The 22,276-nt window shown below is 69.5% G+C and carries 20 protein-coding genes; 8 read left to right on the top strand and 12 right to left on the bottom strand.

The genetic code is table 11. The annotated features are described in order from the left end of the window. Window positions 1–343: 343 nt before the first annotated feature. The 5 genes from OG381_RS44015 (at window position 344) to OG381_RS43995 (ending at window position 5,423) form a co-directional block, all read left to right on the top strand. Window positions 344–1,489 (top strand): 4Fe-4S binding protein, encoded by a 1,146-nt coding sequence (locus tag OG381_RS44015; protein WP_327721602.1) that lies wholly within the window; start codon window positions 344–346, stop codon window positions 1,487–1,489. Continuing rightward, complete coding sequence (locus OG381_RS44010; RefSeq protein ID WP_327721601.1) at window positions 1,486–2,784, top strand: DUF3533 domain-containing protein; 1,299 nt, start codon at window positions 1,486–1,488, stop codon at window positions 2,782–2,784. The genes OG381_RS44015 and OG381_RS44010 overlap by 4 nt, the downstream gene beginning before the upstream one ends. A 197-nt stretch (window positions 2,785–2,981) precedes the next feature. Beyond that, window positions 2,982–3,551 (top strand): TetR/AcrR family transcriptional regulator, encoded by a 570-nt coding sequence (locus tag OG381_RS44005; RefSeq protein WP_327721600.1) that lies wholly within the window; start codon window positions 2,982–2,984, stop codon window positions 3,549–3,551. A gap of 117 nt (window positions 3,552–3,668) precedes the next feature. Beyond that, window positions 3,669–4,484: an oxidoreductase gene (locus tag OG381_RS44000; protein ID WP_327721599.1), complete on the top strand. Its 816-nt coding sequence runs from the start codon at window positions 3,669–3,671 to the stop codon at window positions 4,482–4,484. A 237-nt stretch (window positions 4,485–4,721) separates the two neighbouring features. Beyond that, window positions 4,722–5,423 (top strand): SDR family oxidoreductase, encoded by a 702-nt coding sequence (locus OG381_RS43995; RefSeq protein WP_327721598.1) that lies wholly within the window; start codon window positions 4,722–4,724, stop codon window positions 5,421–5,423. Between the two features lie 49 nt (window positions 5,424–5,472). Here OG381_RS43995 and OG381_RS43990 read toward each other — a convergent pair whose 3' ends face one another. The 3 genes from OG381_RS43990 to OG381_RS43980 form a co-directional block, all read right to left on the bottom strand. Beyond that, the gene (locus OG381_RS43990; protein ID WP_327721597.1) at window positions 5,473–5,853 is read right to left on the bottom strand and encodes a toxin Doc; all 381 of its coding nucleotides are present in this window, start codon (window positions 5,851–5,853) and stop codon (window positions 5,473–5,475) included. Continuing rightward, window positions 5,853–6,092: a hypothetical protein gene (locus OG381_RS43985; protein ID WP_307021980.1), complete on the bottom strand. Its 240-nt coding sequence runs from the start codon at window positions 6,090–6,092 to the stop codon at window positions 5,853–5,855. Before OG381_RS43985 ends, OG381_RS43990 begins: the two co-directional genes overlap by 1 nt. A 67-nt stretch (window positions 6,093–6,159) precedes the next feature. Beyond that, entirely contained in the window at window positions 6,160–6,555 is a 396-nt protein-coding gene (locus OG381_RS43980) for a VOC family protein (protein ID WP_327721596.1), read from the bottom strand. Window positions 6,556–6,699: 144 nt separating this feature from the next. Between OG381_RS43980 and OG381_RS43975 the strand changes: the two genes are divergently transcribed. Then, on the top strand, window positions 6,700–7,749 hold the full coding sequence (locus OG381_RS43975) for a hypothetical protein (RefSeq protein ID WP_327721595.1): 1,050 nt from the start codon (window positions 6,700–6,702) through the stop codon (window positions 7,747–7,749). Window positions 7,750–7,801: 52 nt separating this feature from the next. On the opposite strand, the gene OG381_RS43970 is transcribed toward OG381_RS43975, so the two are convergent. The 9 genes from OG381_RS43970 to OG381_RS43925 all read right to left on the bottom strand — a co-directional run bounded on the left by OG381_RS43970 (window position 7,802) and on the right by OG381_RS43925 (window position 20,734). Beyond that, window positions 7,802–9,922, bottom strand: coding sequence for a PQQ-dependent sugar dehydrogenase (locus OG381_RS43970; protein WP_327721594.1), 2,121 nt, complete (start codon window positions 9,920–9,922; stop codon window positions 7,802–7,804). A 203-nt stretch (window positions 9,923–10,125) separates the two neighbouring features. Continuing rightward, window positions 10,126–11,289, bottom strand: coding sequence for a sugar phosphate isomerase/epimerase family protein (locus OG381_RS43965; protein ID WP_327721593.1), 1,164 nt, complete (start codon window positions 11,287–11,289; stop codon window positions 10,126–10,128). A 252-nt stretch (window positions 11,290–11,541) separates the two neighbouring features. After that, complete coding sequence (locus OG381_RS43955; protein WP_443061988.1) at window positions 11,542–12,711, bottom strand: inositol-3-phosphate synthase; 1,170 nt, start codon at window positions 12,709–12,711, stop codon at window positions 11,542–11,544. Between the two features lie 451 nt (window positions 12,712–13,162). Then, window positions 13,163–14,170, bottom strand: a complete 1,008-nt coding sequence (locus OG381_RS43950) for a sugar phosphate isomerase/epimerase family protein (protein ID WP_327721591.1) — start codon at window positions 14,168–14,170, stop codon at window positions 13,163–13,165. Between the two features lie 31 nt (window positions 14,171–14,201). Next, on the bottom strand, window positions 14,202–15,416 hold the full coding sequence (locus OG381_RS43945; RefSeq protein WP_327721590.1) for a Gfo/Idh/MocA family protein: 1,215 nt from the start codon (window positions 15,414–15,416) through the stop codon (window positions 14,202–14,204). Between the two features lie 68 nt (window positions 15,417–15,484). Continuing rightward, window positions 15,485–16,534: a substrate-binding domain-containing protein gene (locus OG381_RS43940; protein WP_327721589.1), complete on the bottom strand. Its 1,050-nt coding sequence runs from the start codon at window positions 16,532–16,534 to the stop codon at window positions 15,485–15,487. A 102-nt stretch (window positions 16,535–16,636) separates the two neighbouring features. Beyond that, the gene (locus tag OG381_RS43935; RefSeq protein WP_327721588.1) at window positions 16,637–17,662 is read right to left on the bottom strand and encodes an ABC transporter permease; all 1,026 of its coding nucleotides are present in this window, start codon (window positions 17,660–17,662) and stop codon (window positions 16,637–16,639) included. Beyond that, window positions 17,659–19,182, bottom strand: coding sequence for a sugar ABC transporter ATP-binding protein (locus tag OG381_RS43930; RefSeq protein ID WP_327721587.1), 1,524 nt, complete (start codon window positions 19,180–19,182; stop codon window positions 17,659–17,661). Before OG381_RS43930 ends, OG381_RS43935 begins: the two co-directional genes overlap by 4 nt. A 370-nt stretch (window positions 19,183–19,552) precedes the next feature. Next, window positions 19,553–20,734, bottom strand: a complete 1,182-nt coding sequence (locus tag OG381_RS43925) for an ROK family transcriptional regulator (RefSeq protein ID WP_327721586.1) — start codon at window positions 20,732–20,734, stop codon at window positions 19,553–19,555. 480 nt (window positions 20,735–21,214) lie between these two features. On the opposite strand from OG381_RS43925, the gene OG381_RS43920 reads away from it, so the two are divergent. Then, window positions 21,215–21,640 carry a MarR family winged helix-turn-helix transcriptional regulator gene (locus tag OG381_RS43920; protein WP_327721585.1) on the top strand — a complete coding sequence of 142 codons (426 nt, stop codon included), beginning with the start codon at window positions 21,215–21,217 and terminating at the stop codon, window positions 21,638–21,640. Between the two features lie 131 nt (window positions 21,641–21,771). Further along, window positions 21,772–22,242 carry a MaoC/PaaZ C-terminal domain-containing protein gene (locus OG381_RS43915; RefSeq protein ID WP_327721584.1) on the top strand — a complete coding sequence of 157 codons (471 nt, stop codon included), beginning with the start codon at window positions 21,772–21,774 and terminating at the stop codon, window positions 22,240–22,242. Window positions 22,243–22,276 lie beyond the last annotated feature (34 nt).

The raw sequence follows: 22,276 nt of genomic DNA, 5'->3' as shown, positions 1-22,276 counted from the left end.
GGGCATCCGAGCCGGACACCGCGCCGCCGACGTGCGCACCGACTGGCAGAGAGCGCCCGCGCGAGCTCCGGAATGATCCCGGAACCCCGAGCGCCCGCCACATGCACTGCGCGACCGGCCACGCCAAGCTCGCGGACCGCCCCCTCCGATCGCCCCCGACCGGCAACTCCCTGACGCCGAGCCGACGTTGACGCGCCCGGCGGTAGCGCACCCCCGACCGACGCGGGCCAGGACGGCTCACAGCTCGGGCTTGCGTGCGGAAACCGATCAGTTTACGGTGGTGAAACTGATCGGTTTCTCGCTGTGAGGGCGAGTCTCGACCTCCAATCCCCCAGGAGTACGGATGACTGCCGCGCGCGACGCCGAGGGGCAACCGACGGCCCCGGCTCCCCGGCTTCCGGCGAAGTTGGCCGCCCACCCTTCGGTACAGGCGGTACTGGCCCGGCGCAGGGCCGGTGCCGCGGTGAGTCCGCCGGCGGTGATCGACGCGGAATGGCTGCGCGAGCTGTGTCTGGCGGCCGGTGCGGACGACGCGGCCGCGGTCAGCCTCGACCACCCCGACCTGGCCGGTGAACGCGAGCACGTAGAGTCCGCGCTGCCGGGCACGCGCACCCTGATCGCGATGGCGATCCGAATGAACCGCGACAACTGCCGCTCCCCCGCCCGGAGCGTGGCCAACCAGGAGTTCCACCAGAGCGACGAGAAGGCCAACCACGCCGCCCGCGGTGTCACCCAGGCACTCCAGGACGCCGGCTACCGGGCCCTCAATCCCTCGGTCGGCTTCCCCCAGGAGATGGACCGCTTTCCCGGGCGCATCTGGGTGGTGGCGCACAAGACGGTCGCGGTGGCCGCCGGGCTCGGTGTGATGGGCCTGCATCGCAATGTCATCCACCCGAAGTTCGGCAGCTTCGTCCTGCTGGCCACCGTCCTGGTGGACGCCGAGGTGAGCGCGTACGGACAGCAGCTGGACTACAACCCGTGCATCGACTGCAAGTTGTGTGTCGCCGCCTGCCCGGTCGGCGCCATCGCCAAGGACGGCGCCTTCGACGCGCTGGCCTGCACCACGCACAACTACCGGGAGTTCATGAGCGGGTTCACCGACTGGGCGCAGACGGTGGCCGACAGCGAGGACGCCGCCGACTACCGCTCCCGGGTCACCGACTCCGAGAGCGCATCCATGTGGCAGAGCCTGTCCTCACCCCCTGGCTACAAGTCCGGCTACTGCCTCGCCGTCTGCCCCGCCGGCGAGGACGTGCTGGGCCCCTACCTGGACGACCGCAAGTCGTTCATGGACACCGTGCTGCGACCGCTCCAGGACAAGCAGGAAACCCTGTACGTCCTGCCGGGCTCTCACGCGCAGGAGTACGCCCGGCGCCGCTTCCCCCACAAGCCCGTCAAGGAAGTGACCGGCGGCTGGCAGCCCCCGGCGAAGCCTTCCGCGTCCACCGAGCCTTCAGCGTCCACCGACCGAGAGACACGTACGTCATGAGTGGCATTCATCCCTTCCGCGTCCTGCGCGCCAAGCCTCTGTGGATCGCGAACGGCGTCATCACGGGCGTACTCGCCCTGCTGTTCGCCGTGTTCTACGTCGGTGCGAACATCGACCCGGTCGATCACATGACCAAGTTGCCCGTCGGCCTGGTCAACGCCGACAAGGGAGCCGTCGTCGGCGGCAAGCAGGTCAGCCTCGGGGACCGGATCATCGAGTCGATCAAGAAGTCGACCGCGAGCGGAGACAAGATCGACTGGAAGGTGACGGACGAGAAGGAGATGAAGGACGAACTCGGCGAGGGCAAGCTCTACGGCGCGCTCGTCGTCCCGGCCGACTTCACCTCTTCCGCCACCGCGTTGACCGGCGCCGGGGCCGCCGGGACCCTCGTCCGTCCGACGCTGACAGTGCTGACCAACCAGTCCGCCGGCAGCGTGGGATCGAGCCTGGCCCGGGCGGCGACGACGCAGGCGGCCGAGAACGCCTCGCTCCAGGTGGGCAGGGAACTGACCGCCCAGAGCGGGACCGGGCAGGCGAAACTGCCCGCGGCGGCACAACTCCTCCTTGCCGACCCGGCCGCCGTCACCGTCAAGGACGGCCATCCGCTCGACTCGCACAGCGGCCTGGGCCTGACGGCGTTCTATTACGCGCTCGTCCTGGTGGTCTGCGGCATGCTCTCGGCCAATGTCATCAGCGGCCAGGTCGACCACGCCCTCGGCTACACCCACAACGACATGGGTCCGCTGCGCCTGCACCGCCCGCTGATCCGGGCGACCCGGGTGCAGACCCTCGCGATCAGCAGCACCCTCATGGCCGCTCTGTCCCTGCTGATGGCCACGCTGGTCATGGTGGGTGCGATCGGCCTCATGGGGATGGACGCCGCCCATCTGCCGCTGCTGTGGCTGTACTCGGTGTGCGCCATCGCGGTCTCCGGGATCGGCGCGCTCACGCTCCTGGCGGTCTTCGGTACGCCGGGCATGCTGGTGGTCACGCTGGTCTTCATCGGGATGGCGGTGCCCACGGCAGGCGCCACCACTCCGCTCCAGGCGCTGCCCGGCTTCTACCGCTTCCTCGCGGAGTTCGAGCCGCTGCGGCAGATCACCGGTGGCATCCGTTCGATCCTCTATTACGACGCCCAGGGCGACGCGGGTCTGACGCGGGGCTGGGTGATGATGGCCGCCGGCCTCGTGACGGCCGCCCTGTTCGGCTTCGGCGTGCTGGGGTGGTACGACCGTAAGGGGCTGCACCGCATCCCGGCCGACAAGAAGCCCGAGAAGGCCGCCGTCCCCGCGTAGCCGACGCGACGCACCGAGGACGCGGCCCCTGCTCGGGACGGTACCGATGCGCGTCGCCCCGTAGGCACGGGCCGCGCATCCTCGAGGCTCGGCGACGGCTCTTCCCCCAGGGCCGTCGCCGAGCCGCCTCTCGTTGACCGACACCCCTAGTAAACCGATCGGTCTCAAATCCCGTCGATTCGAGTTAACCTCGTGGCATGACCACCGAAGTGAAGCCAAGCCCCAGAGAACGGCTGCTGGAAGCAGCGGCCACGCTCACCTACCGAGACGGCGTCGGCATCGGCGTCGAGGCGCTGTGCAAGGCGGCGGGAGTGTCGAAGCGCTCCATGTACCAGCTGTTCGAGAGCAAGGACGAACTGCTGGCAGCGAGCCTGAAGGAGCGCGCCTCCGCCTTCGTCGCCGAGCTGCTGCCGACGGCGGACGACGACCGCTCACCCCGCGAGCGGATTCTGCACGTCTTCGGCCGGATGGAGGCGCAGGCGGGCAAGCCCGACTTCCGGGGCTGCCGGTACCTGGCCGTTCAGGTCGAGCTCAAGAACCAGGCCCACCCCGCGAGCCAGGTGGCCCACCAGATCAAGGCGAACCTGACGGCCTTCTTCCGTTCCGAGGCCGAAAAGGGCGGCGCGAGCGATCCCGACCTGCTGGCCCGCCAGCTCATCCTCGTCTTCGACGGCGCCAGCGCTCGCGCGGGAATCCAGGCCGACGACCTGACCGGGCTCATCGCCCCCACCGTGACCACCCTGCTCGACGCGGCAGACATGCGCTGAGGCGCCCCGCTTGCCGATCCTCGGCGGAAAGCCTGATGATGACGGGCTTGCACATGGAAACCGACCGGTTTACGGTGACGGGAAACCGATCAGTTTCGCACCAGTCAGGAATTCATCATGACGACGAACCGGCCAGTGGCACTCGTGACCGGCGCCTCCTCCGGCATCGGCAAGGAAACCGCGCTCGCGCTGGCCGCATCGGGCTTCACCGTGGTGGGCACGAGCCGTGACACCTCACGCGTCGCCCCGCTCGACGGCGTGACATTCGTCGGCCTCGACGTGGCCGAGGACACCTCGGTCACCGCCGCGGTCCAGGAAGTGAGCGAGCGGTTCGGACGGATCGACGTCCTGGTCAACAACGCCGGCGTCGGCTCGATGGGCGCGGCCGAGGAGACCTCCCTCGATCAAGCCCGGGCCGTCTTCGACACCAACGTCTTCGGGGTCATGCGCATGGTGAACGAGGTCCTGCCGCACATGCGCGCGCAGCGACGCGGTCGCATCATCAACGTCTCGTCCGTCCTCGGGTTCCTGCCCCAGCCCTACATGGCCGCCTACGCCGCCTCCAAGCACGCCATCGAGGGCTACACCGAGTCCCTGGACCACGAGGTCCGAGACCACGGCATCCGGGCGCTCATCGTCCAGCCCGCCTACACCAGGACCGGGTTCGAGGCCAACAGCGCGAAGCCCGACATCCCGCTGCACGCCTACGCGAAGCAGCGCCTCGCCGTCGACCGCGTGATGGCGGACGCGGTCAGGGACGGTGACGCCCCCAGCGTCGTCGCCAAGGCGATCGTCGCGGCGGCGACCGACGCCAAACCGAAACTGCGCTACACCGCCGGCCCCATGGCCGGACGCGCACGCATACTGCGCCGCGTCGCTCCCGCCCAGGTCTTCGACAAGCAGATCCGCAAGATGAACCAGCTGGCCAGCTGACGCCTGCCGACACCCAAGACCCCGCAGGACGAAGGAGGGTCCGGCGTCCCGGCACAGATGCTGACGCGGCTGCCACACGGCGAGCAGACCCCGAATAGTGGGTGCGGCTTCACAGGAAGCGCCGCACCCCCCTGTGCCCCTCCCATACTCCTCCGCCACCCAGTCGGCTTGCACTGGGAAACCGATCGGTTTACGGTAGGGGAAACCGATCGGTTTCTCTTCTTCATGGAGGCAGTCATGACAGCGATCAAGGGCGCCAGCGTCTTCGTCACCGGGGGCAGTCGCGGCATCGGCAAGATGCTCGTCGAGGAGCTCTACGCTCGCGGAGCCGGGAAGGTCTACGCCACGGCCCGTGACCCGCGCTCGGTGACCCACCCCGATGCCGTTCCGCTGGCACTCGAGGCCACCGACCCGGCCTCCGTGGCGGCCGCCGCCGAGCAGGCCCAGGACGTCACGATCCTGATCAACAACGCCGGTGCCTCCGTAGGCGCCTCATACCTCGACTCCCCGATGGAGGACGTGCGCCGGGATCTGGAGACGAACTTCTACGGGCCGCTGCTGGTGACCCGGGCCTTCGTGCCGATCATCGAGCGCAACGGCGGCGGCCACATCCTCAACGCCCACTCCGCCCTGTCCTGGTTGGCCGACGGCACGCCCTACGGCGCCTCCAAGGCCGCCCTGTGGTCGCAGAGCAACTCCCTGCGCCTGGAGTTGCAGCCGCGCGGCATCGCGGTGACCGGGCTCCACATGGCCTACGTCGACACCGACATGACCTCGGGCGTCGACGCGCCCAAGGCCGACCCCCGCGACATCGCCGTAGCCGCACTCGACGGCATCGAGGCAGGGGCCCACGAGGTGCTGGCCGACGACACCACCCGCTGGGTCAAGTCCCAGCTGTCCGCCGACCTGGAGGCGATGTACGCCCAGCTGAAGTCGTAGCGCACACGCCGGCTGCGTCGCCACTCCCCCGGCCGGCCCTGCGCCCCGGTCAGATCTTCCAGGAGCGCAGCTGGTCCGCGACCTCGGGAACGCGCAGACGGGAATCGCGGATCTTGCGCACGAGATCGGACAGGGCGCCGTACGGCGGGTCGATGCCCTCGCCGGACTGACTCATGTACTGGGCGGTGACGAACGCGGCGAACAGGCCGTTGCGGTACGGGAGGGGCTCGAGGCGGACGATGGTGTGCATGAGCGCCGCGGCGCGCCAGGCGGCGTCCGGGTCGGCGGCCTGAAGCGTGGGCAGCTTGGTCTTGTGCCGGGCGACGGCGGCGACCAGGGCGGAGTAGTCCGCGACGGACATGTCCTCGTCGTTGCCGAGGGCGGCCTCCTGGACGTCGAGGAGCCAGGAGACGTCGATGTGCAGGTGCATCAGGCGGCCGTGGCTCCGCCCGGGCGCTCGGCGGGCGGCACGTCGTCGGGGAAGGCGTCGTCGAACTCCCCGCGCAGCCGGTCGGCCCAGTGGCTCGCGCCCGTGATGAACTGCCTGCGCTGCATCTCACGGACACCGAGGTCGTGCAGGTACTGCTTGAGGCTCTTGCCGTCCGCGGCCGCGGCCGCGCGGACTCCTTCGAGCTCCTCGTCGGTGAACGACACGTTCAGGGATGGCATACACCCGATGGTACCTAGTAGGTGCCTGCCGTGCGAGACCTTCGGCGCCCAGGATGCCGCTCGCGGTCTACGTCTGCGGGGCCAGGGTGCGCAGGACGCAGAACTCGTTGCCCTCGGGGTCGGCCATGACCACCCAGTTCCGGTCCGGGCCCTGGCCCACATCCGTCTTGGTGGCGCCGAGGCCGAGCAATCGGGTCACCTCGTCCTCGGTGCTGCCGTCGATCGGACTGACGTCGAGGTGAAGCCGGTTCTTCACGGTCCTGCTCTTGGGCACCTGGATGAACACCAAGGTGGGCGGCATCTGGCGGGCCCGGACCTCCTCGACGGTCGGCTCCCAGGAGCCGATCTCCACCTTGCCCTCGCCCCGGTCAATCACCTTGAAGTCCAGGACCTCGCACCAGAAGGCCGCGAGGCGCTCCGGATCGTGGCAGTCAACGACCAACTCGGTGAACCTGCTTGTCATGCCTCTCCCCGATCGTGCGGACGGGCTCAGGGTATTGCCCGTGCCGCTCATCGGATACGCGAGAAGGCCGCAACTCCCTTTATCCGGCGGTGAGTCCGGCCCGGATATGCTGTCGCTCCGGTTGGGGGGAGCGGGGGGGAAACCATGAGCGGTAGCAGTGACGACGTCAGGCAGATCCCGGTGCCACCGCGTTTGGGGGCTGTCGTCGATGTGGCGCCCGTGCGGGGCAGCGATCGGCCCGTCTGGCTGACGTTGAGCGAGGACGGCACGGTCAGCCGGTGGGATGTGGCCAGCGGCGATCACGAGACCCTCGCGGCCACCGAGGTTCCGGAGGAAGATCGCGAGGAATGGGGCGACTGGGTGCTCCGCAGGCACCTGCACGCCTCCCACGACGGCATGTTCGCCGCGGTGGTCAACGACTTCGGCCGCTATGGCGAGGTGGTCGACCTCCAGACCGGCGACTGGACCCTGGAACTGGACAACCATGGTGACAACCAGGGCGACAACGAGGACACCGTGCCGTTCTCACTGGAGTTCGCGCGGAGTCGCGGGCGTTGTGTGGTGATCCACCGCACGGGCTGGAACCGCCTGGACGTGTCGGACGCGCAAACGGGGACGTTGCTGACCGACCGCTCGATCCCGGCGCCGGAACACGATCTCGACTACTTCCACGGCGCGCTGTACATGAGCCCTGATGGCAAGCGGATCCTGGACGACGGCTGGATGTGGCATCCAGTCGGGATCCCTGTGGTGTGGGATTTCGACACCTGGGTCGAAGGCAATTTCTGGGAGTCCGAGGACGGTCCGAGCCGACTCGATGTCTGCGACCGGGGCGACGCCTGGAACCAAGGCATGACCTGGATCGATTCGGCCCGGGTCGCCGTCGTGGGTATCAGTGATGTCTACGAGGGCGTGCCGTCCGGGGCACGGATCTTCGATACGAGTCGAGCCGTTCGGAGTGGACCGCGCGACCCGCTGGCCGTGGAACTGCTTGCGTTCGAGGGCCCGACCGGCCGCTTGTTCAGCGACGGCACGCACCTGTTCAGCAGTGGCGACGTCGATCTGTCGATATGGGATCCGGCCGAGGGGAAGCTCCTGGGCACCGTTCCCGGCTTCTCCCCCACGCACTACCACCCGGGTGCCCGGCAGTTCCTGCGGCTCGACGACGGTGTGGCCCGTCTCTGGACTGCCTGAACGGCAGCGGGGCGCCGATAGTGGCGCCCCGCTGCGGTGTCGTCGCGTTGGATCAGTCGGCCGGTGTCAGCGCGACCTCGGCGCTGCCCGAGAGGGACGGCAGGCCGTCCGGGGGCGAGTCCGTGTACGTGGCGTTGAAGACCGCCTTGAGGTTGTCCGAGCCGGAGTGACCGCCGTCCACGAAGGTCACGAACGATCCGGAGCAGCCGTTGCTCGTGGAGAGCGGGTGGCCGTGCGAGTCGTGGCCGAGGATGAACGAGACGCTCACCCTGGAGCAGTCCACCGGCTGGTCGTCGGTGACGGTGACCTGCCAGGTGACCGTGTCGCCCCAGTGGAACGGCGTGCCGCCGTGCGGGGCCGGGTCGGTGGTGAGCGAGACGGTGGGCGCCTTGTTGCCGACCACGACGGAGACGGAGGCGGAGGCCGAACGCCCGGTGCTGTCGGTGACCTTCAGCGTGGCGTCGTAGACGGCGTTGTCGGTGAAGGTGTGCTTCGGGTTGGCCTCCCTGGAGTCCACGGTGCCGTTGGCGTCGAAGTCCCAGGCGTAGCGCAGGGCGTCACCGTCGGCGTCCTTGGTGCCGGCGCTGGAGAACTGGACGGTCAGCGGGCTGGTGCCGTTGACCACGTCCGCGGCGACCTTGGGCTCCGGGGTGCGGTTGCCCCGCGTGAAGTCGATGCGGGAGAGCTGGGCCTCGGGCAGTTCCGCGAAGTAGCCGGTGCCGTACTCCAGGACGTACAGCGCGCCGTCGGGGCCGAACTCGGCGTCGATCGGGCCGTCCGTCGTGATCGAGGGGATCGCGTCCTCGATCTTCAGGACCTCGTTCTTCTTGCCGAGGGTGATGGCCTTCATCTGGTCGCGGGTCCACTCGTAGAAGAGCGGCTTGCCGTCGAAGTACTGGGGCCAGCGGTTCTGGGCCTTGTTGTGCTTGTCATAGCTGTACACCGGGCCGCCCATGGGGCCGATGCCGCCCGTGCCGAGCTCGGGGAACTCCGCGGAGGCTCCGTAGCCGTAGACGATCTCCGCGTCGGTGACCGGGGGCAGCTCGCTGCGGCCGGTGTTGTGGCGCGAGTCGTTGACCGGCTTGGCGCAGTTGAAGGCGCCGCTGGAGGTCTGGGTGGCGAAGTCGTAGTCCTGGTACGGCATGTCCTGGGTCACGCAGAACGGCCAGCCGTAGTTGGCGGGGCGGTCGATGACCATCCAGCGTCCCTGACCGGCGGGGCCGCGGCCCGGGTTGGCGGTGTTGGCGTCGGGCGAGTAGTCGCCGACGTAGACCTCGCCGGTCTTGTCGTCCACTGCGAAGCGGAACGGGTTGCGCAGGCCCATGGCGTAGATCTCGGGGCGGGTCTTCGCGGTGCCGGGCGCGAAGAGGTTGCCCTTCGGTATGGCGTAGCCGCCGTTGGGCTTGGTCTTGATGCGCAGGACCTTGCCGCGCAGGTCGTTGGTGTTGCCCGCGGTGCGCCGCGCGTCGTAGGCGGGGTTGCGGTCGGCGCGGTCGTCGAGCGGGGCGTAGCCGTCGGAGGAGAACGGGTTGGAGTCGTCGCCGGTGGACAGGAAGAGGTTGCCCTTGTTGTCGAAGTCGATCTTGCCGCCGACGTGGCAGCAGATGCCGCGGTCGGCGGGCACGTCGAGGATCTTCTGCTCGCTGGCGTAGACGAGCTTGTTGCCCACGAGCTTGAACCGTGACAGCCGGGTGACGCCCTTGTACTTGGCGAACTCCTGGGCCGTGCCGAACTGCGGGGCGTCGCCTTCGTTGACGCCCGGGGTGGCCGGGTCGTCCATGGGGGTGTCCAGGCGGGGCGAGTAGTAGAGGTAGACCCAGTGGTTCTTGGCGAAGCCGGGGTCGACGGCGATGCCCTGCACGCCTTCCTCGTCGTGCTGGTAGAGCCCGGCGGGGCTCTTCTTCATGTCGGCGGCGAGGAAGTTCACGCCGCTCTTGGGGTCGTGGATGCGGACCTCTCCGGTGCGCGCGGTGTGCAGCACCCGCCGGTCGGGCAGGACGGCCAGGGCCATGGGCTCGCCCGGGCGGTCGTTGAGGGTGACCTTCTGGAAGTCCGACGAAGCCGGCGGTGCGGGGTCCGGTTTGGCGGCCTGTGCCGGGGTGAGGGGCAGGAGCCCGACGGCTCCGGCCAGCGCAGCCGCCCCCACGAGGGTGACGATCCGTCTGTTGCGCACTCAGAACTCCTTTGGTCTGGCCGGCGGGTGAAAAGCCAGGCGAAATGCGTGAGTTGGACGCTAGGGCGCACACTTTCAACTCGTCAAGGACAAAGTTTCAACCGTTTCGAGGAAAGTTCGCCTTGGGTTCCGGGTCGTTTCGGGCAGGCCCGGGGGCCCGCCCGACGCCAAGGCGCGGGGCGGGCGCCACGGGTGACGCTGTGTCAGTTGCAGGGGCGCAGGGCCGCGAGGTTGCCGTAGCCGATGCGGGCGAACTCCAGGGACTGGCCGGGAACCGTCGCGCTCGGTGCGTTGTCCTGCTCGACCATCGGGTTGTGGTAGTTCTTCGCCCCGACCCGGGTGAAGAACTTCCGGTAGTCGATGTCGCCCGTGCCGAACGGCACCATGTCGTAGCCCATACCGTTCTGGAGGTTGACGACCCCGTCCTTGGCGTGGAAGAGCGGGAAGCGCTGGGTGTTGCGGACCACGAGTGCGGCCGGGTCGAAGACGTCCTCGCGCTGCGAACCGTCGTGGGCGGTGTACGTGTGGAACTTGTACTGGGCCACGTGTGCCCAGAAGACGTCCAGCTCCAGATAGACGCTCTTGCGGTCCGTCGTCTTCAGGAAGTACTCCAGCTTGCGGATGCCGGAGCTGCGCGTCGGCCGGCCCTGGGCGTCGAGGGGGCCGCCGTCGAGCAGGAAGTCGTAGGCGCTGTCGTGGTTGTGGGTGTAGAGCTTGATGCCCTCGCGGCGGGCGATGGAGCCCAGGGTGTTCCACTTCTGCGCGGCGGCGTCCCAGTCGGCCCGGTAGGGGGTGTTGACGGGGTCGGCGCCGGTGCCCATGTGCTCCATGCCGAGGATGTTGGATATCTCCAGCCAGCGCTTGAAGGTGTCCAGGTCGGCCGTCGTCAAAGGCCAGGACGGCGGGATGAAGCCGTGGCTGCCCTGCGCCCGCAGCCCGTACTCGTCGAGCCAGGAGCGCAGCAGCTTCGCGCCCTGGACGGTGCCCAGATCGGCGCCGCCGGGCGCGTTGGCGTGCTGGCCGTATCCGGCGAACTCCACCTGGCGGTAGCCGAAGCGCGACAGCTGCTTGAACACCTCACGGAAACCGGAGGGCAGATCGGAGGCCAGCGGGTCGCGGCCCACCGCGTCACGGACGGTGTAGAGGATGATGCCGCGCTTGTGCGGCGGGACCAGAGCGGAACGGCCCCGGTCGGCGTCGGCGGCCGCGGATCTGTCCTGTGCCAGGGCGGGTGCGGCGCCGAAGACCGGGGCGGCGATCGCCGCGCCGGTGACGGCCGTGCAGGTGGTGAGGAAACGGCGGCGGCTGACGCCGAGGGTGCGGCGCAGGGCGTCGCTGGTGACGGCTTCGTCGTTGAACGCGGTCACAGGGGTTCTCACTTTCGTTGTCGCGGTGCTGCGGATGCCTGACATCGCCGTCCCGGGCGAAGCCGGCGGGCCGCAGGAGAAGGGACTTCACTTCGGTGGCCGCGACGCGGCCGGACACTGTGCGGGGGGTGGGGACAAGGACGAGCGGACTGTCGTCGTCGCTCGAGGGAGGCGGCCGTGGCTGCCGCTTGGGCGTGAAAGGTCACGGGGGACGACGGCGCGCCGATGCGCCGTGGGCTGGAAGGGAGCGGATCACTGGGCCTCCCGCAGGCGGTCGGCGAAGGACAGCAGTGCGGTGAACTGTTCGGAGAGCCCGGCCGGGCCCGCGTCGGGGTCCTTGAAGTAGAAGCCCAGTTCCGGCAGCGGTCCGGACAGGCCCGCCTCGTGGGCGCGGGCGACCAGGCGGGCCAGGTCCAGCACCAGCGGTGCGGCCAGGGCCGAGTCGCAGCCCTGCCAGATGGTCTGGAGGATCATGCGCGAGCCGAGGAAGCCCTCGAAGGCGATGTGGTCCCAGGCGGTCTTCCAGTCGCCGAGCACCGGCACGTCGTCGATGTGCACCTCACCCTGCGGGGTGTGGCCGAGGGTTTCGGCGAGGACGCGTTCCTTGCCGGCGTTCTTCGCCGCGGCCGCGCCCGGGTCGGCGAGCGCCGCGCCGTCGCCGCCGCCCAGCAGGTTGGTGCCGGACCAGGCCCGCACGGGCAGGGCGCGCTGGACGAACATCGGGGCGAGCACGGCCCGCAGCAGTGTCTGGCCTGTCTTGCCGTCGCGACCCGCGTGCGGAAGTCCGCCTGCCGCGGCGGCTTGTGTGAGGGCCGGGGTGCGCAGCCCCGTGGACGGTGTGAAGTTGACGTAGGGGCAGCCGGCCCGCACGGCGGCGGACGCGTAGAGGGAGCTGGGCGGCAGTCGTACGGCGTCGGGTGCGGGCAGCGGCTCCGTGGAGGAGACGTTGACGACGACCACCCGTGTCAGTGCGTTGCGTTCGCGGAAGGAGGTGAGGTCGGCGGCGAAGTCCGTGATGAGTTCCTCGTCGCCGCGCGGGTCGTTCGGGAGCGGGCCGCCCGGCCGTATCTCCTTGTCCGCGGCCTGGAGTTCGGCCCGCACGGCGGGGGCGAGGCCGTGCGGGAGGACGCCCGCCTCGGTGAGCTGTTCGGCCCGCTTGGGCAGCGGGCAGTGGGTGGTGTCGTGGCCGCCGAAGACGAGTGAGGTCAGGGGCGGCAGGCCGGTGCCGTCGAACGGCGGCGTCTCGGTGACCATGCCGGTCGGCGGATGCAGTGTGGCGGCGACCGCCGCGCATCCGGCGACGGCGGTGGTGGCGACCGATCCGCGGGCTCCGACGAACCAGACGCCGGTGCGTGCGGTCGGCCCGCCGGTCTGGGGCTCCGATGCTGTCCCGTCGTTGTTCACGGGCTGCCTCCCTGCCATGTCGAGGTACCGATGTGGTGTGGAGGACGGTGGGCCGGGGGCCGGGGGGCCTGCCCGTCCACCGCCGGCATTGGGGCGGCTTCGGCCGCGGGCGAGAGATACGGGATACCTGAGGATTCGTCACCCTGCGCCGTGCAGGGACGTCCTCCGGAGCCGGTCGCACGAACCGTGCGCCGTGCGACCTAATGCGGCGTCAGTTTCGAACCACTGTGTGGCGCTTGTGCACGAAGGGACCGTAGCCCCGTTCGTCCTCGACCGGAACCCTTTGCGCACCGAAGCGACGAACTTTTTCCTTGATCAGGACAAAGTGAGGTCGAGGCAGCCCGGATCGGCCCAGTGGCTCGCCCGCCACCGGGCACCGACCGGCCGGCTCTCACCAGGTCACGGGAGGCGGCCACGGTCCGCCGACGCCCCAACTACGCGTGGGCGGAACCGATATGCGCCGAGAAGGCTAGTTGTCGCCGCCCGCGAAGGCGGCGTCGAAGGATGCCGAAGGCGGGTCGAAGTCGAACCGCTTCAGATGGGCGAGCGCACGCGGCGCGCCGACGAGGCGGTCCATGCCTGCGTCCTCCCACTCCACGGAGACCGGCCCGCCGTAACCGATCGAACGCAGCATCCGGAACACGTCCTCCCACGGCACGTCACCGTGTCCGGCGGAGACGAAGTCCCAGCCGCGGCGCGGGTCTCCCCAGGGCAGATGGGAGCCGAGCCGGCCGTTGCGCCCGTCCAGACGCCTGCGAGCCTCCTTGCAGTCGACGTGGTAGATCCGGTCCCGGAAGTCGTAGAGGAAGCCGACCGGGTCCAGGTCCTGCCAGACGAAGTGGCTGGGGTCGAAGTTGAGGCCGAAGGCCGGGCGGTGGTCCACCGCCTCCAACGCCCGTTGCGTGGTCCAGTAGTCGTAGGCGATCTCGCTCGGATGGACCTCATGGGCGAAGCGGACACCCTCGCTGTCGCACACGTCCAGGATCGGGTTCCAGCGCTCGGCGAAGTCCTCGTAACCGCGCTCGATCATCCGCTCCGGCACCGGCGGGAACATCGCCACCAGATGCCAGATCGACGATCCGGTGAACCCGACGACCGTGTCGACGCCGAAGGCGGCCGCGGCCCGCACCGTGTCCTTGATCTCGGCCGCGGCCCGCCGGCGTACCCCCTCAGGCTCCCCGTCGCCCCAGATCCGGGCGGGCAGGATGCCCTGGTGCCGTTCGTCGATGGGGTGGTCACACACGGCTTGGCCGACGAGATGGTTGGAGATCGCCCAGCACTTGAGGCCGTACTTCTCCAGCAGGGCGTGCCGCCCAGCCAGGTAGGACGGATCGGCAAGCGCCTTGTCGACCTCGAAGTGGTCTCCCCAGCAGGCGAGTTCGAGCCCGTCGTAGCCGAACTCGGCGGCCAGTCGGCACACTTCCTCCAGCGGCAGATCGGCCCACTGACCGGTGAACAGGGTGAACGGGCGTGGCATGGTGCCTCCGAGCGGGGATCCTGACGGCTCTCTAGCGGACTTCGGCCTCGACGGCCTGGACGGGGGTGTAGACGGAGTTCTTCTGCGCGCTCTCCTCCACCGCGGCGAGCACCCGCTGCACCTGCAACCCGTCGGCGAACGACGGCACCGGGTCCGTGCCCGACGCGATCGCCTCGACCAGGTCCCGGGCCTGGTGGACGAAGGTGTGCTCGTAGCCGAGCGCATGGCCCGGCGGCCACCAGCCCTCCAGGTAGGGGTGCTCGGCCTCGGTGACGACGATCCTGCGGAACCCCGCCGTGGCGGCGGGCTCCCGGTGGTCGTGGAAGGACAGTTCGTTGAGGCGCTCCAGGTCGAAGGCGAGCGAACCGGACTCGCCGTTGATCTCCAGCCGCAGGGCGTTCTTGCGCCCCGAGGCCATCCGGGACGCCTCGAACGTGGCGAGCGCCCCGGAGGCGAGCCGCCCGGTGAACACGGCCGCGTCGTCGACCGTCACCGGAGCGCGCTGGGCGCCGCCGGATGCGGACAGGCCCGAGGAGGCGCCGTCGAGGCGGGGGCGCTCCTTGACGAAGGTCTCCATCTGGGCGGAGACGCCGACCAGCGGCTCACCCACCAGGTACTGCGCGAGGTCGACGATGTGCGCGCCGAGGTCACCGAGCGCCCCCGACCCCGCGTGCTCCCGCTGCAGCCGCCAGGTCAGCGGGAAGTCGGGGTCGACCAGCCAGTCCTGGAGGTAGCTGACCCGTACGTGGCGCAGCGTGCCGAGCCTGCCGTCGGCGATGAGCCGGCGGGCGAAGGTGAGGGCGGGCACCCGCCGGTAGTTGAAGCCCACCATGGCCAACTGCCCGCGCCCGCGGGCCTCTTCGGCGGCCGCCGCCATGGCCTCCGCCTCCGCGACCGAATTGGCCAGCGGCTTCTCGCACAGCACGTGCTTGCCCGCCGCCAGCGCCGCGATCGCGATCTCCGCATGGCTGTCACCCGGTGTGCAGATGTCGACGAGCTGTACGTCATCGCGGGCGATGAGGGCACGCCAGTCGGTCTCCGCCGCGGCCCAGCCGTGCTTGTCGGCCGCCGCCCGCACGGCGTGCGCGTCGCGGCCGGCGATCGCGGCCATGACCGGCCGCAGCGGCAGGTCGAACACGCGCCCCACGGTGCGCCACCCTTGTGAGTGCGCGGCGCCCATGAACGCGTAGCCGACCATGCCCACGCCGAGTGCCGGCGGTGCGGTCCGACTGTCCCTCTGTTCCATACGGATTCCTCCTCGTCGGAGTGTCACTGACTCATCACTGTGTTCGCGCGGCGCACGGCCCGGCCCGGTCAGATGAAGCCGGTCGGCAGGTACTGGTCGACGTTGTCCTTGGTGACCACGGCCGAGTAGAGGGTCAGCGAGGACGGGATCTCGAACTCGGCGAGGCCGCCGACGCCCTTGCCCTGTCCGAGCGCCCGGGCGAGATCGATGGCGGAGGCGGCCATCGTCGGCGGGTACAGGACGGTCGCCTTGAGCACGCTGTCGCCGGCCTTGATGGCGTCCATCGCGGACTTGGCACCCGCGCCGCCGACCATCAGGAAGTCGTCCCGACCGGCCTGCTCGATGGCGCGCAGCGCGCCGACCCCCTGGTCGTCGTCGTGGTTCCACAGCGCGTCGAACTTCGACTGGGCCTGGAGGAGTTGGGCCATCTTGGCCTGCCCGGACTCCACCGTGAAGTCGGCCGCCTGGCGGGCCACCTTCTTGATGTTGGGGTAGTTCTTGAGGGCGTCGTCGAAGCCCTTGGTGCGCTGCTGGGTCAGCTCCAGGTTGTCCAGGCCGGCGAGTTCGACGACCCTGGCGTTCTTCGTGTCCTTGAGCTGTTCGCCGATGTAGTGGCCGGCGTTGAGGCCCATGCCGTAGTTGTCGCCGCCGATCCAGCACCGGTAGGCCTGCGGCGAGGCGAAGACGCGGTCCAGGTTGATGACGGGGATGCCCGCCCTCATGGCCTGCAGGCCGACCTGGGTGAGTGCCTTGCCGTCGGCCGGCAGGATCACCAGCACGTCGACCTTCTTGTTGATCAGGGTCTGGATCTGGCCGATCTGCTGGGCGGTGTCGTTGGACCCCTCGGTGATCTCCAGCGTGACGTCGGAGTACTTCTTCGCACGCGACTTGGCGTTGTCGTTGATGGCGTTGAGCCAGCCGTGGTCGGCCTGCGGGCCGGCGAAGCCGATGGTGACGGCCTTGCCCGGCTTGTCGTCGGCGACCGGGGCGGCGTTGTCCGCGGCCGGTTCCTGGTCCTTGGGCTCATTGCTGGTGCAGGCCGTCAACAACGCGCCGGCGGAAACGGCTGCGGTGCCGAACAGCAGCGCTCTGCGGCTGGTGGCGGGGGTTCTTGCCATGGCGGATCGACCCTTCGACTGGGCGGTGTACGTCGGTTGGGGAAGGCGGGGTTGCCGGACGGCGGGGTCAGGGGCCGCCGTCCGGCGGTGTGCGGTACGGCGTCAGGTGTCGCCGTGCAGCGAGCGGCGCTGGACCAGGACGGCGGCGACGATGATGGCGCCCTTCGCGATCTGCTGGACAGCGGTCTCGAGGTTGTTCAGGGCGAAGATGTTGGTGATCGTGGTGAAGATCAGGACACCGAGGACGGAGCCGATGATGGTGCCGCGGCCGCCGCTGAGCAGGGTGCCGCCGATGATCGCCGCGGCGATGGCGTCCAGCTCGTAGAGGTTGCCGTTGGTGTTCTGGCCCGAACCGGCGAGCACGATCAGCATGAACGCGGCGATACCGCAGCACAGCCCGGAGAGCAGGTACAGGTACAGACGCTGGCGGCGGACGTCGATGCCGGCGAGGCGGGCGGCCTCCGCGTTGCCGCCGACCGCGATCGTGCGGCGGCCGAAGGTGGTGCGGTTGAGCAGCAGCCAGCCGATGACGGTGACCGCGCCGAAGATCAGGACCAGAGGCGGGATGCCAAGGACGTAGGAATCCCTGCCGCCGAGATCGAGCACCGAGTCCACGCTCACGACCTGGGTGCTGCCGTCCGTGATCTGCAACGCCAGGCCACGGGCCGAGGCGAGCATGGCCAGCGTCGCGATGAACGGCACCATCCTGCCGTAGGCGATCAGCAGACCGTTCACGAGGCCGCAGCCCACACCGACGATCACCGCGGTGAAGAGGATGCCGGCGAACCCGAACTCCTGGGTCGCCACGGTCGTCGCCCACACCGAGGCGAGAGCCACCATCGCGCCGACCGACAGGTCGATCCCGCCGCTGGTGATGACGAAGGTCATGCCGACGGTGACGACGCCGATCACGGATGCCTGGGTGAGGACGAGCTGCAGATTGCTCGTCGCCAGGAACTCGTCCGGTGCGGTGATCCCGCCGACCGCGACGAGGACGGCGAGGACTCCGAGCAGGGACAGCGTACGCACGTCGAACCGCAGCCCGGGCCGACGTGAACTGCCCTGATCCTCCGCGGACTTGGCGTCGGACGGTGTTTGCTTCTGCGCCGCGGTGGCCGGTTGCGTCATGGCGTCGGGCTCCCTTCCATCACAAGATCGAGTACACGGTGCTCGTCGAGCTCCCGGGCGTCCGCGGTATGCACGACGCTGCCTTCACGCAGCACCAGCACCCGGTCGGCGAGACCCAGGACCTCGGGCACCTCACTGGACACGAGCAGTACGGCCAGGCCCTCGTCGGCCAGCCGGCGGATCACGGCGTAGAGCTCCGCCCGGGCGCCGATGTCGACACCCCTGGTCGGCTCGTCCAGCAGCAGCACCTTGCAGCCCCGCAGCAGCCAGCGTGCGAGTACCGCCTTCTGCTGGTTGCCGCCGGACAGGGTCCTGATCGCGGCATCGGGATTGTCCGGGCGCAGGGACAGTTCCCGAACCGCCTGGTGGGTCGCGGCCCGCTCGGTCCGCCGGTCGATCCAGCCCGCGCGGGCGAACCTGGACAGGGTGGAGACCGAGACGTTGCTGCTGACGGACTCCAGCATCAGCAGGGCCTGCGCCTTGCGCTCCTCGGGCGCCAGGCCGATGCCGGCGCGGACGGCGGCGCGGACGCTTCCCGGGCGCAGAGGTGTGCCCTCGACGAGGACCCGGCCGCCGTCAGGCCTGCGAGCCCCGTAGATCGTCTCCAGGATCTCGCTGCGCCCGGATCCGACGAGCCCGGCCAGACCGACGATCTCACCGGGCCGCAGTTCCAGATCGACTGGCGCGAACTCCCCTCGCCGGGTGAGCCCCTCGACCGTCAGCACCGGATCCTTACCCGCGGCGAACCCGGTGTGGGGGCGCTCGGGGAAGACGTACTCCACATTCCGCCCGGTCATCAGGGACACGACCTCCTGGGTCGGCGTCGACTCGGCGGGCAGCCCGCCCGCGACCGACCGGCCCTCCTTCAGGACCGTGACCCGGTCCCCGATGCGCCGGATCTCCTCGAGGCGGTGGGAGATGTAGATGACGGCGACCCCCTCAGCCGTCAGATCACCCACGATCCGAAAGAGGTTGTCCACCTCCTCGGGGTCGAGCGCCGCCGACGGCTCGTCCATCACGATCAACCGGACCTCGTGGGACAGCGCGCGGGCCATGGAGACGATCTGCTGCTGCGCCGCGGAGAGGTCACCCACGAGTCGCGAGGGGGCGATCTCCGAGTGCCCCAAGCGTTCCAGCAACTCCGCGGTCGCCGTACGGGCGGCGGAGCCGCGCACGACGAACCCGGCGGAGGTCGGCTCGTGCCCGAGGAAGACGTTCTCCGCGACGGACAGCCCCTCGATCAGATCGAGTTCCTGGTAGATGGTGGCGATGCCAAGGCGCATGGCGGCGATCGGCGACCCCAGGGTCACGGCCTCGCCCCGCCAGGTGATCTCACCGCTGTCGGGCTGGTGCGCTCCGGCGAGCACTTTGATCAAAGTGGACTTGCCGGCTCCGTTCTGGCCGAGCAGGCAGTGGACTTCACCGGCCTGGACCTCGAGATCCACACCGTCCAGGGCGCGAACACCCGGGAACGACTTGGTGATACCGGACATGGTGAGCAGGGGTGCTGGTGGTGCCATGAGGAATCCCCTCGGCGGGTACGGGCCGTGAACGAGCGGAGCCGGACAGGGTGGTTCGGGTACGTGGACAGCTCTGGGAAGCCCGGGGCGGCGTGCCGCCGGGGCGAAGGGGCTGAGCAGGGCAGGCCCAATGGCCTGAGAACTGTGGGGTGTTGGGAGCCGGTCGGCCGCTGGCGCTTCAAGCGCTGGATACGGCAGGACTGTGGTGGAGCGGTGGTCTTGCCGTGGTGCTACGGGTGTCGTGATGGCGCCTCGGGGTCACCGAGGCGCGTTGTCGGGCGACGCCAGTGGGTTTGCAGTGACGTCGTGGCGAGGCCACGGGGGTGCGGTGGCCGAGTGGTGATCCGTTGCCGACCGGGTCGGGCAGCGGTCAGGCGGGCGAGAAGACGTGGTCGCTGATGAGCCGCGCCGCGCCGATCGCTCCGGCCGCCGGCCCCAACTCCCCCAGCACAATCGGCAGATTGCGCGTGGCGAGCGGCAACGACTGCCGGTACACCTGGGTCCGAACGCTGGCCAGCAACGTGTGCCCGAGCCCGGTCACACCGCCGCCGATCACCACCAGCCCCGGATTGAAGAAACTGACAAGCCCGGCGATGACCTGGCCCAGACGCTTACCGCCCTCCCGAATCAGCTCCAGGGACACCGCGTCCCCCGCCGCCGCGGCAGCCGACACGTCCTCGGCCGTCAGACGCCCGGCCGTCTCCAGCCGGGCGGCAAGCTGCGCCGACCGGCCCTCGCGTGCGGCCTGCTCAGCGTCACCTGCCAACGCGGCCCCGCTGAAGTGAGCTTCCAGACAGCCCTGGTTGCCGCAGGCGCAGGGGCGGCCACCGGGCACGGCCTGGATGTGCCCGATGTCGCCCGCGCTGCCCGTCGCCCCGCGGTAGACCTCACCGCCGACGACGATGCCGCACCCGATACCGGTACCGATCTTGACGCAGAGGAAGTCACCCACGGAACGCGCGACGCCTGCGTGCTGCTCCCCCATCGCCATCAGGTTCACGTCGTTGTCGACCATGACCGGGCAGCCCAGCTCCTGGCTCAGCGCCTCCCGGACCGGGAACCCGTCCCAGCCCGGCATGATCGGCGGAGCCACCGGAACACCCTCGGGGAACCGGACCGGCCCCGGCACGCCGATGCCGGCACCGTCGAACCCCTCCGCGAGCCCCGTCGCCCTCAACTTCGCGGCCATGGACAGGACTTGCTCGAAGACCGCGACCGGGCCCTCGCGCACGTCCATCGGTTGGTTCAGATGCCCCAGGACCTCCAACTCCGCATTCGTCACAGCGACGTCGATGGACGTGGCACCGATATCGACACCGAGGAAACGCAGCGTCGGTGCGAGCCGGATGTTGTGCGACCGCCGCCCGCCCCGCGAGGGGGCCAGCCCGTCCGCGACGACCAGCCCCGTCTCCAGCAGCCGGTCCACTTCGACGGCCAGCTTCGAGCGGGACAGATCCACCAGATCACCGAGCTGGGCACGAGAGTTGGAGCCGTTGTCACGCAGCAGATGAAGCAGCCGCGCCTGATGCGCGTTCTCAGGTCGAGCAGTCATCCGTCGCACGATCCCTCCCCTCCCCTCACCCATGGCCGAGGATCCAGGCGCCTGTCCGCACCGACTGCGCCGTCAGGCTGTTGAAGAGGAACGTAACAACGATTTTCCAGACTGGGAAGTACTTAGGTCGGAGTTCGACGCGTCTTTTTCCACACTCAGGACAAAGTCCGGATGGGTGAGGTCCCGCGGGAGACGATGACCTGGTTACTGGGCCGGCTTCAGGTCGGCCCACTACAGGTTCACGGCCTGCCAGGTCGACGCGTTCGTCGGCCTGATCACCACCGTTCGGCCGCCCGCGCCGGAGACCGTGACCGTGCCATGGACGGTGATGCGGGGCGACGATCCGTTGCGCGAACAGGCTCGCGCTGGATGTCGGGACACCCCCTTCGGGTGTCCCCTTCGGGGTCGCGGCCCACCAGTGGGACGAGAGTTGCACGACACAACCTTGACAGTTGCTTCGCGCAACTCAATGATGTCGCCATGCCGACACGGGACGAGCCCCTCGACGTGATCCACGAGGCGATCATCCTGTTCTCCCGCAACGCCAAGGTGCGCGAGAACAGGATGTACGACGAACTGTCCTTCGTCGCCTACACGATGCTGTCGTACGTGGGGTCCTTCCCCCAGCCGACCGCCTCCGATCTGGCGGAGCGATACGGCCTGGAGAAGTCCACCGTCAGCCGTCAGTTGTCCGCGCTCGAGGACGACGGCCTGCTGCGACGGGTGGCCCACCCGTCGCGGCCCAGGACCAAGTTGCTGGAACTCACCGACACCGGTCTCGCCTGCCTGACCCGCGTCAGGCAACACCAGCGCCAGGGCCTCGAGGAGCGGCTCGGCCGATGGCCCGACGAGGACGTCGAGACCTTCGGCCGTCTGCTCTGGCGGTTCGTCACGGAACTCGACTGACGCCTGGGCCCGACCGCCATCAGCCACCGCGACAAGGACACGAACGGAGACCGCATGCGACACGGCGTGCACATCGACCGGTCCGCCCGACAACAGGATCCTGCAAGGTCCGCGCCGACGCCGGAACGGCGGTGAGCGCCGTGCTCTACGCCGAGGACCTTCACGCCGGGACCGTGTTCGAGCTGGGCAGCACCGAGGTGTCCAGGGAGGAGATCCTCGACTTCGGCCGCCGCTTCGATCCTCTCCCCCTGCACACGGACGAGGACGCCGCGGCCGCGAGCCGTTTCGGGGGCCTCATCGCCAGCGGCTTCCACACCGTCGCACTTCTCCAACGCCTCGTGGTGGACGCGGTGTTGTCGCGCGCCGCCCTCATCGCCGGCCGCGAACTCGGACCCGTGCGCATGCGGGCGCCGGTCAGGCCCGGGGACGTACTGCACGGCTCCATGGAGATCATGGAGGTCCGCCCCCGCGCCGACGGCACAGCCGTGGTCCGCAGCCGGGGCACCCTCACCAACGACTCCGGAACCGTCGTCATGGAGGTCCAAGGCGAGACGCTCTGGGAACAGCGACCTGCGGACGGGAGCGCGAGCGTCGCGGTCTGACTCCCTGGCCTGCCTGGACGCCCGCGCTGTGTCG

Origin of the sequence: Streptomyces sp. NBC_00490 (assembly GCF_036013645.1) — a bacterium.
GTDB classification, from domain to species: domain Bacteria; phylum Actinomycetota; class Actinomycetes; order Streptomycetales; family Streptomycetaceae; genus Streptomyces; species Streptomyces canus_F.
Note: the sequence above shows the minus strand (reverse complement) of the source record. Positions and strands in the feature narration are given on the sequence as shown.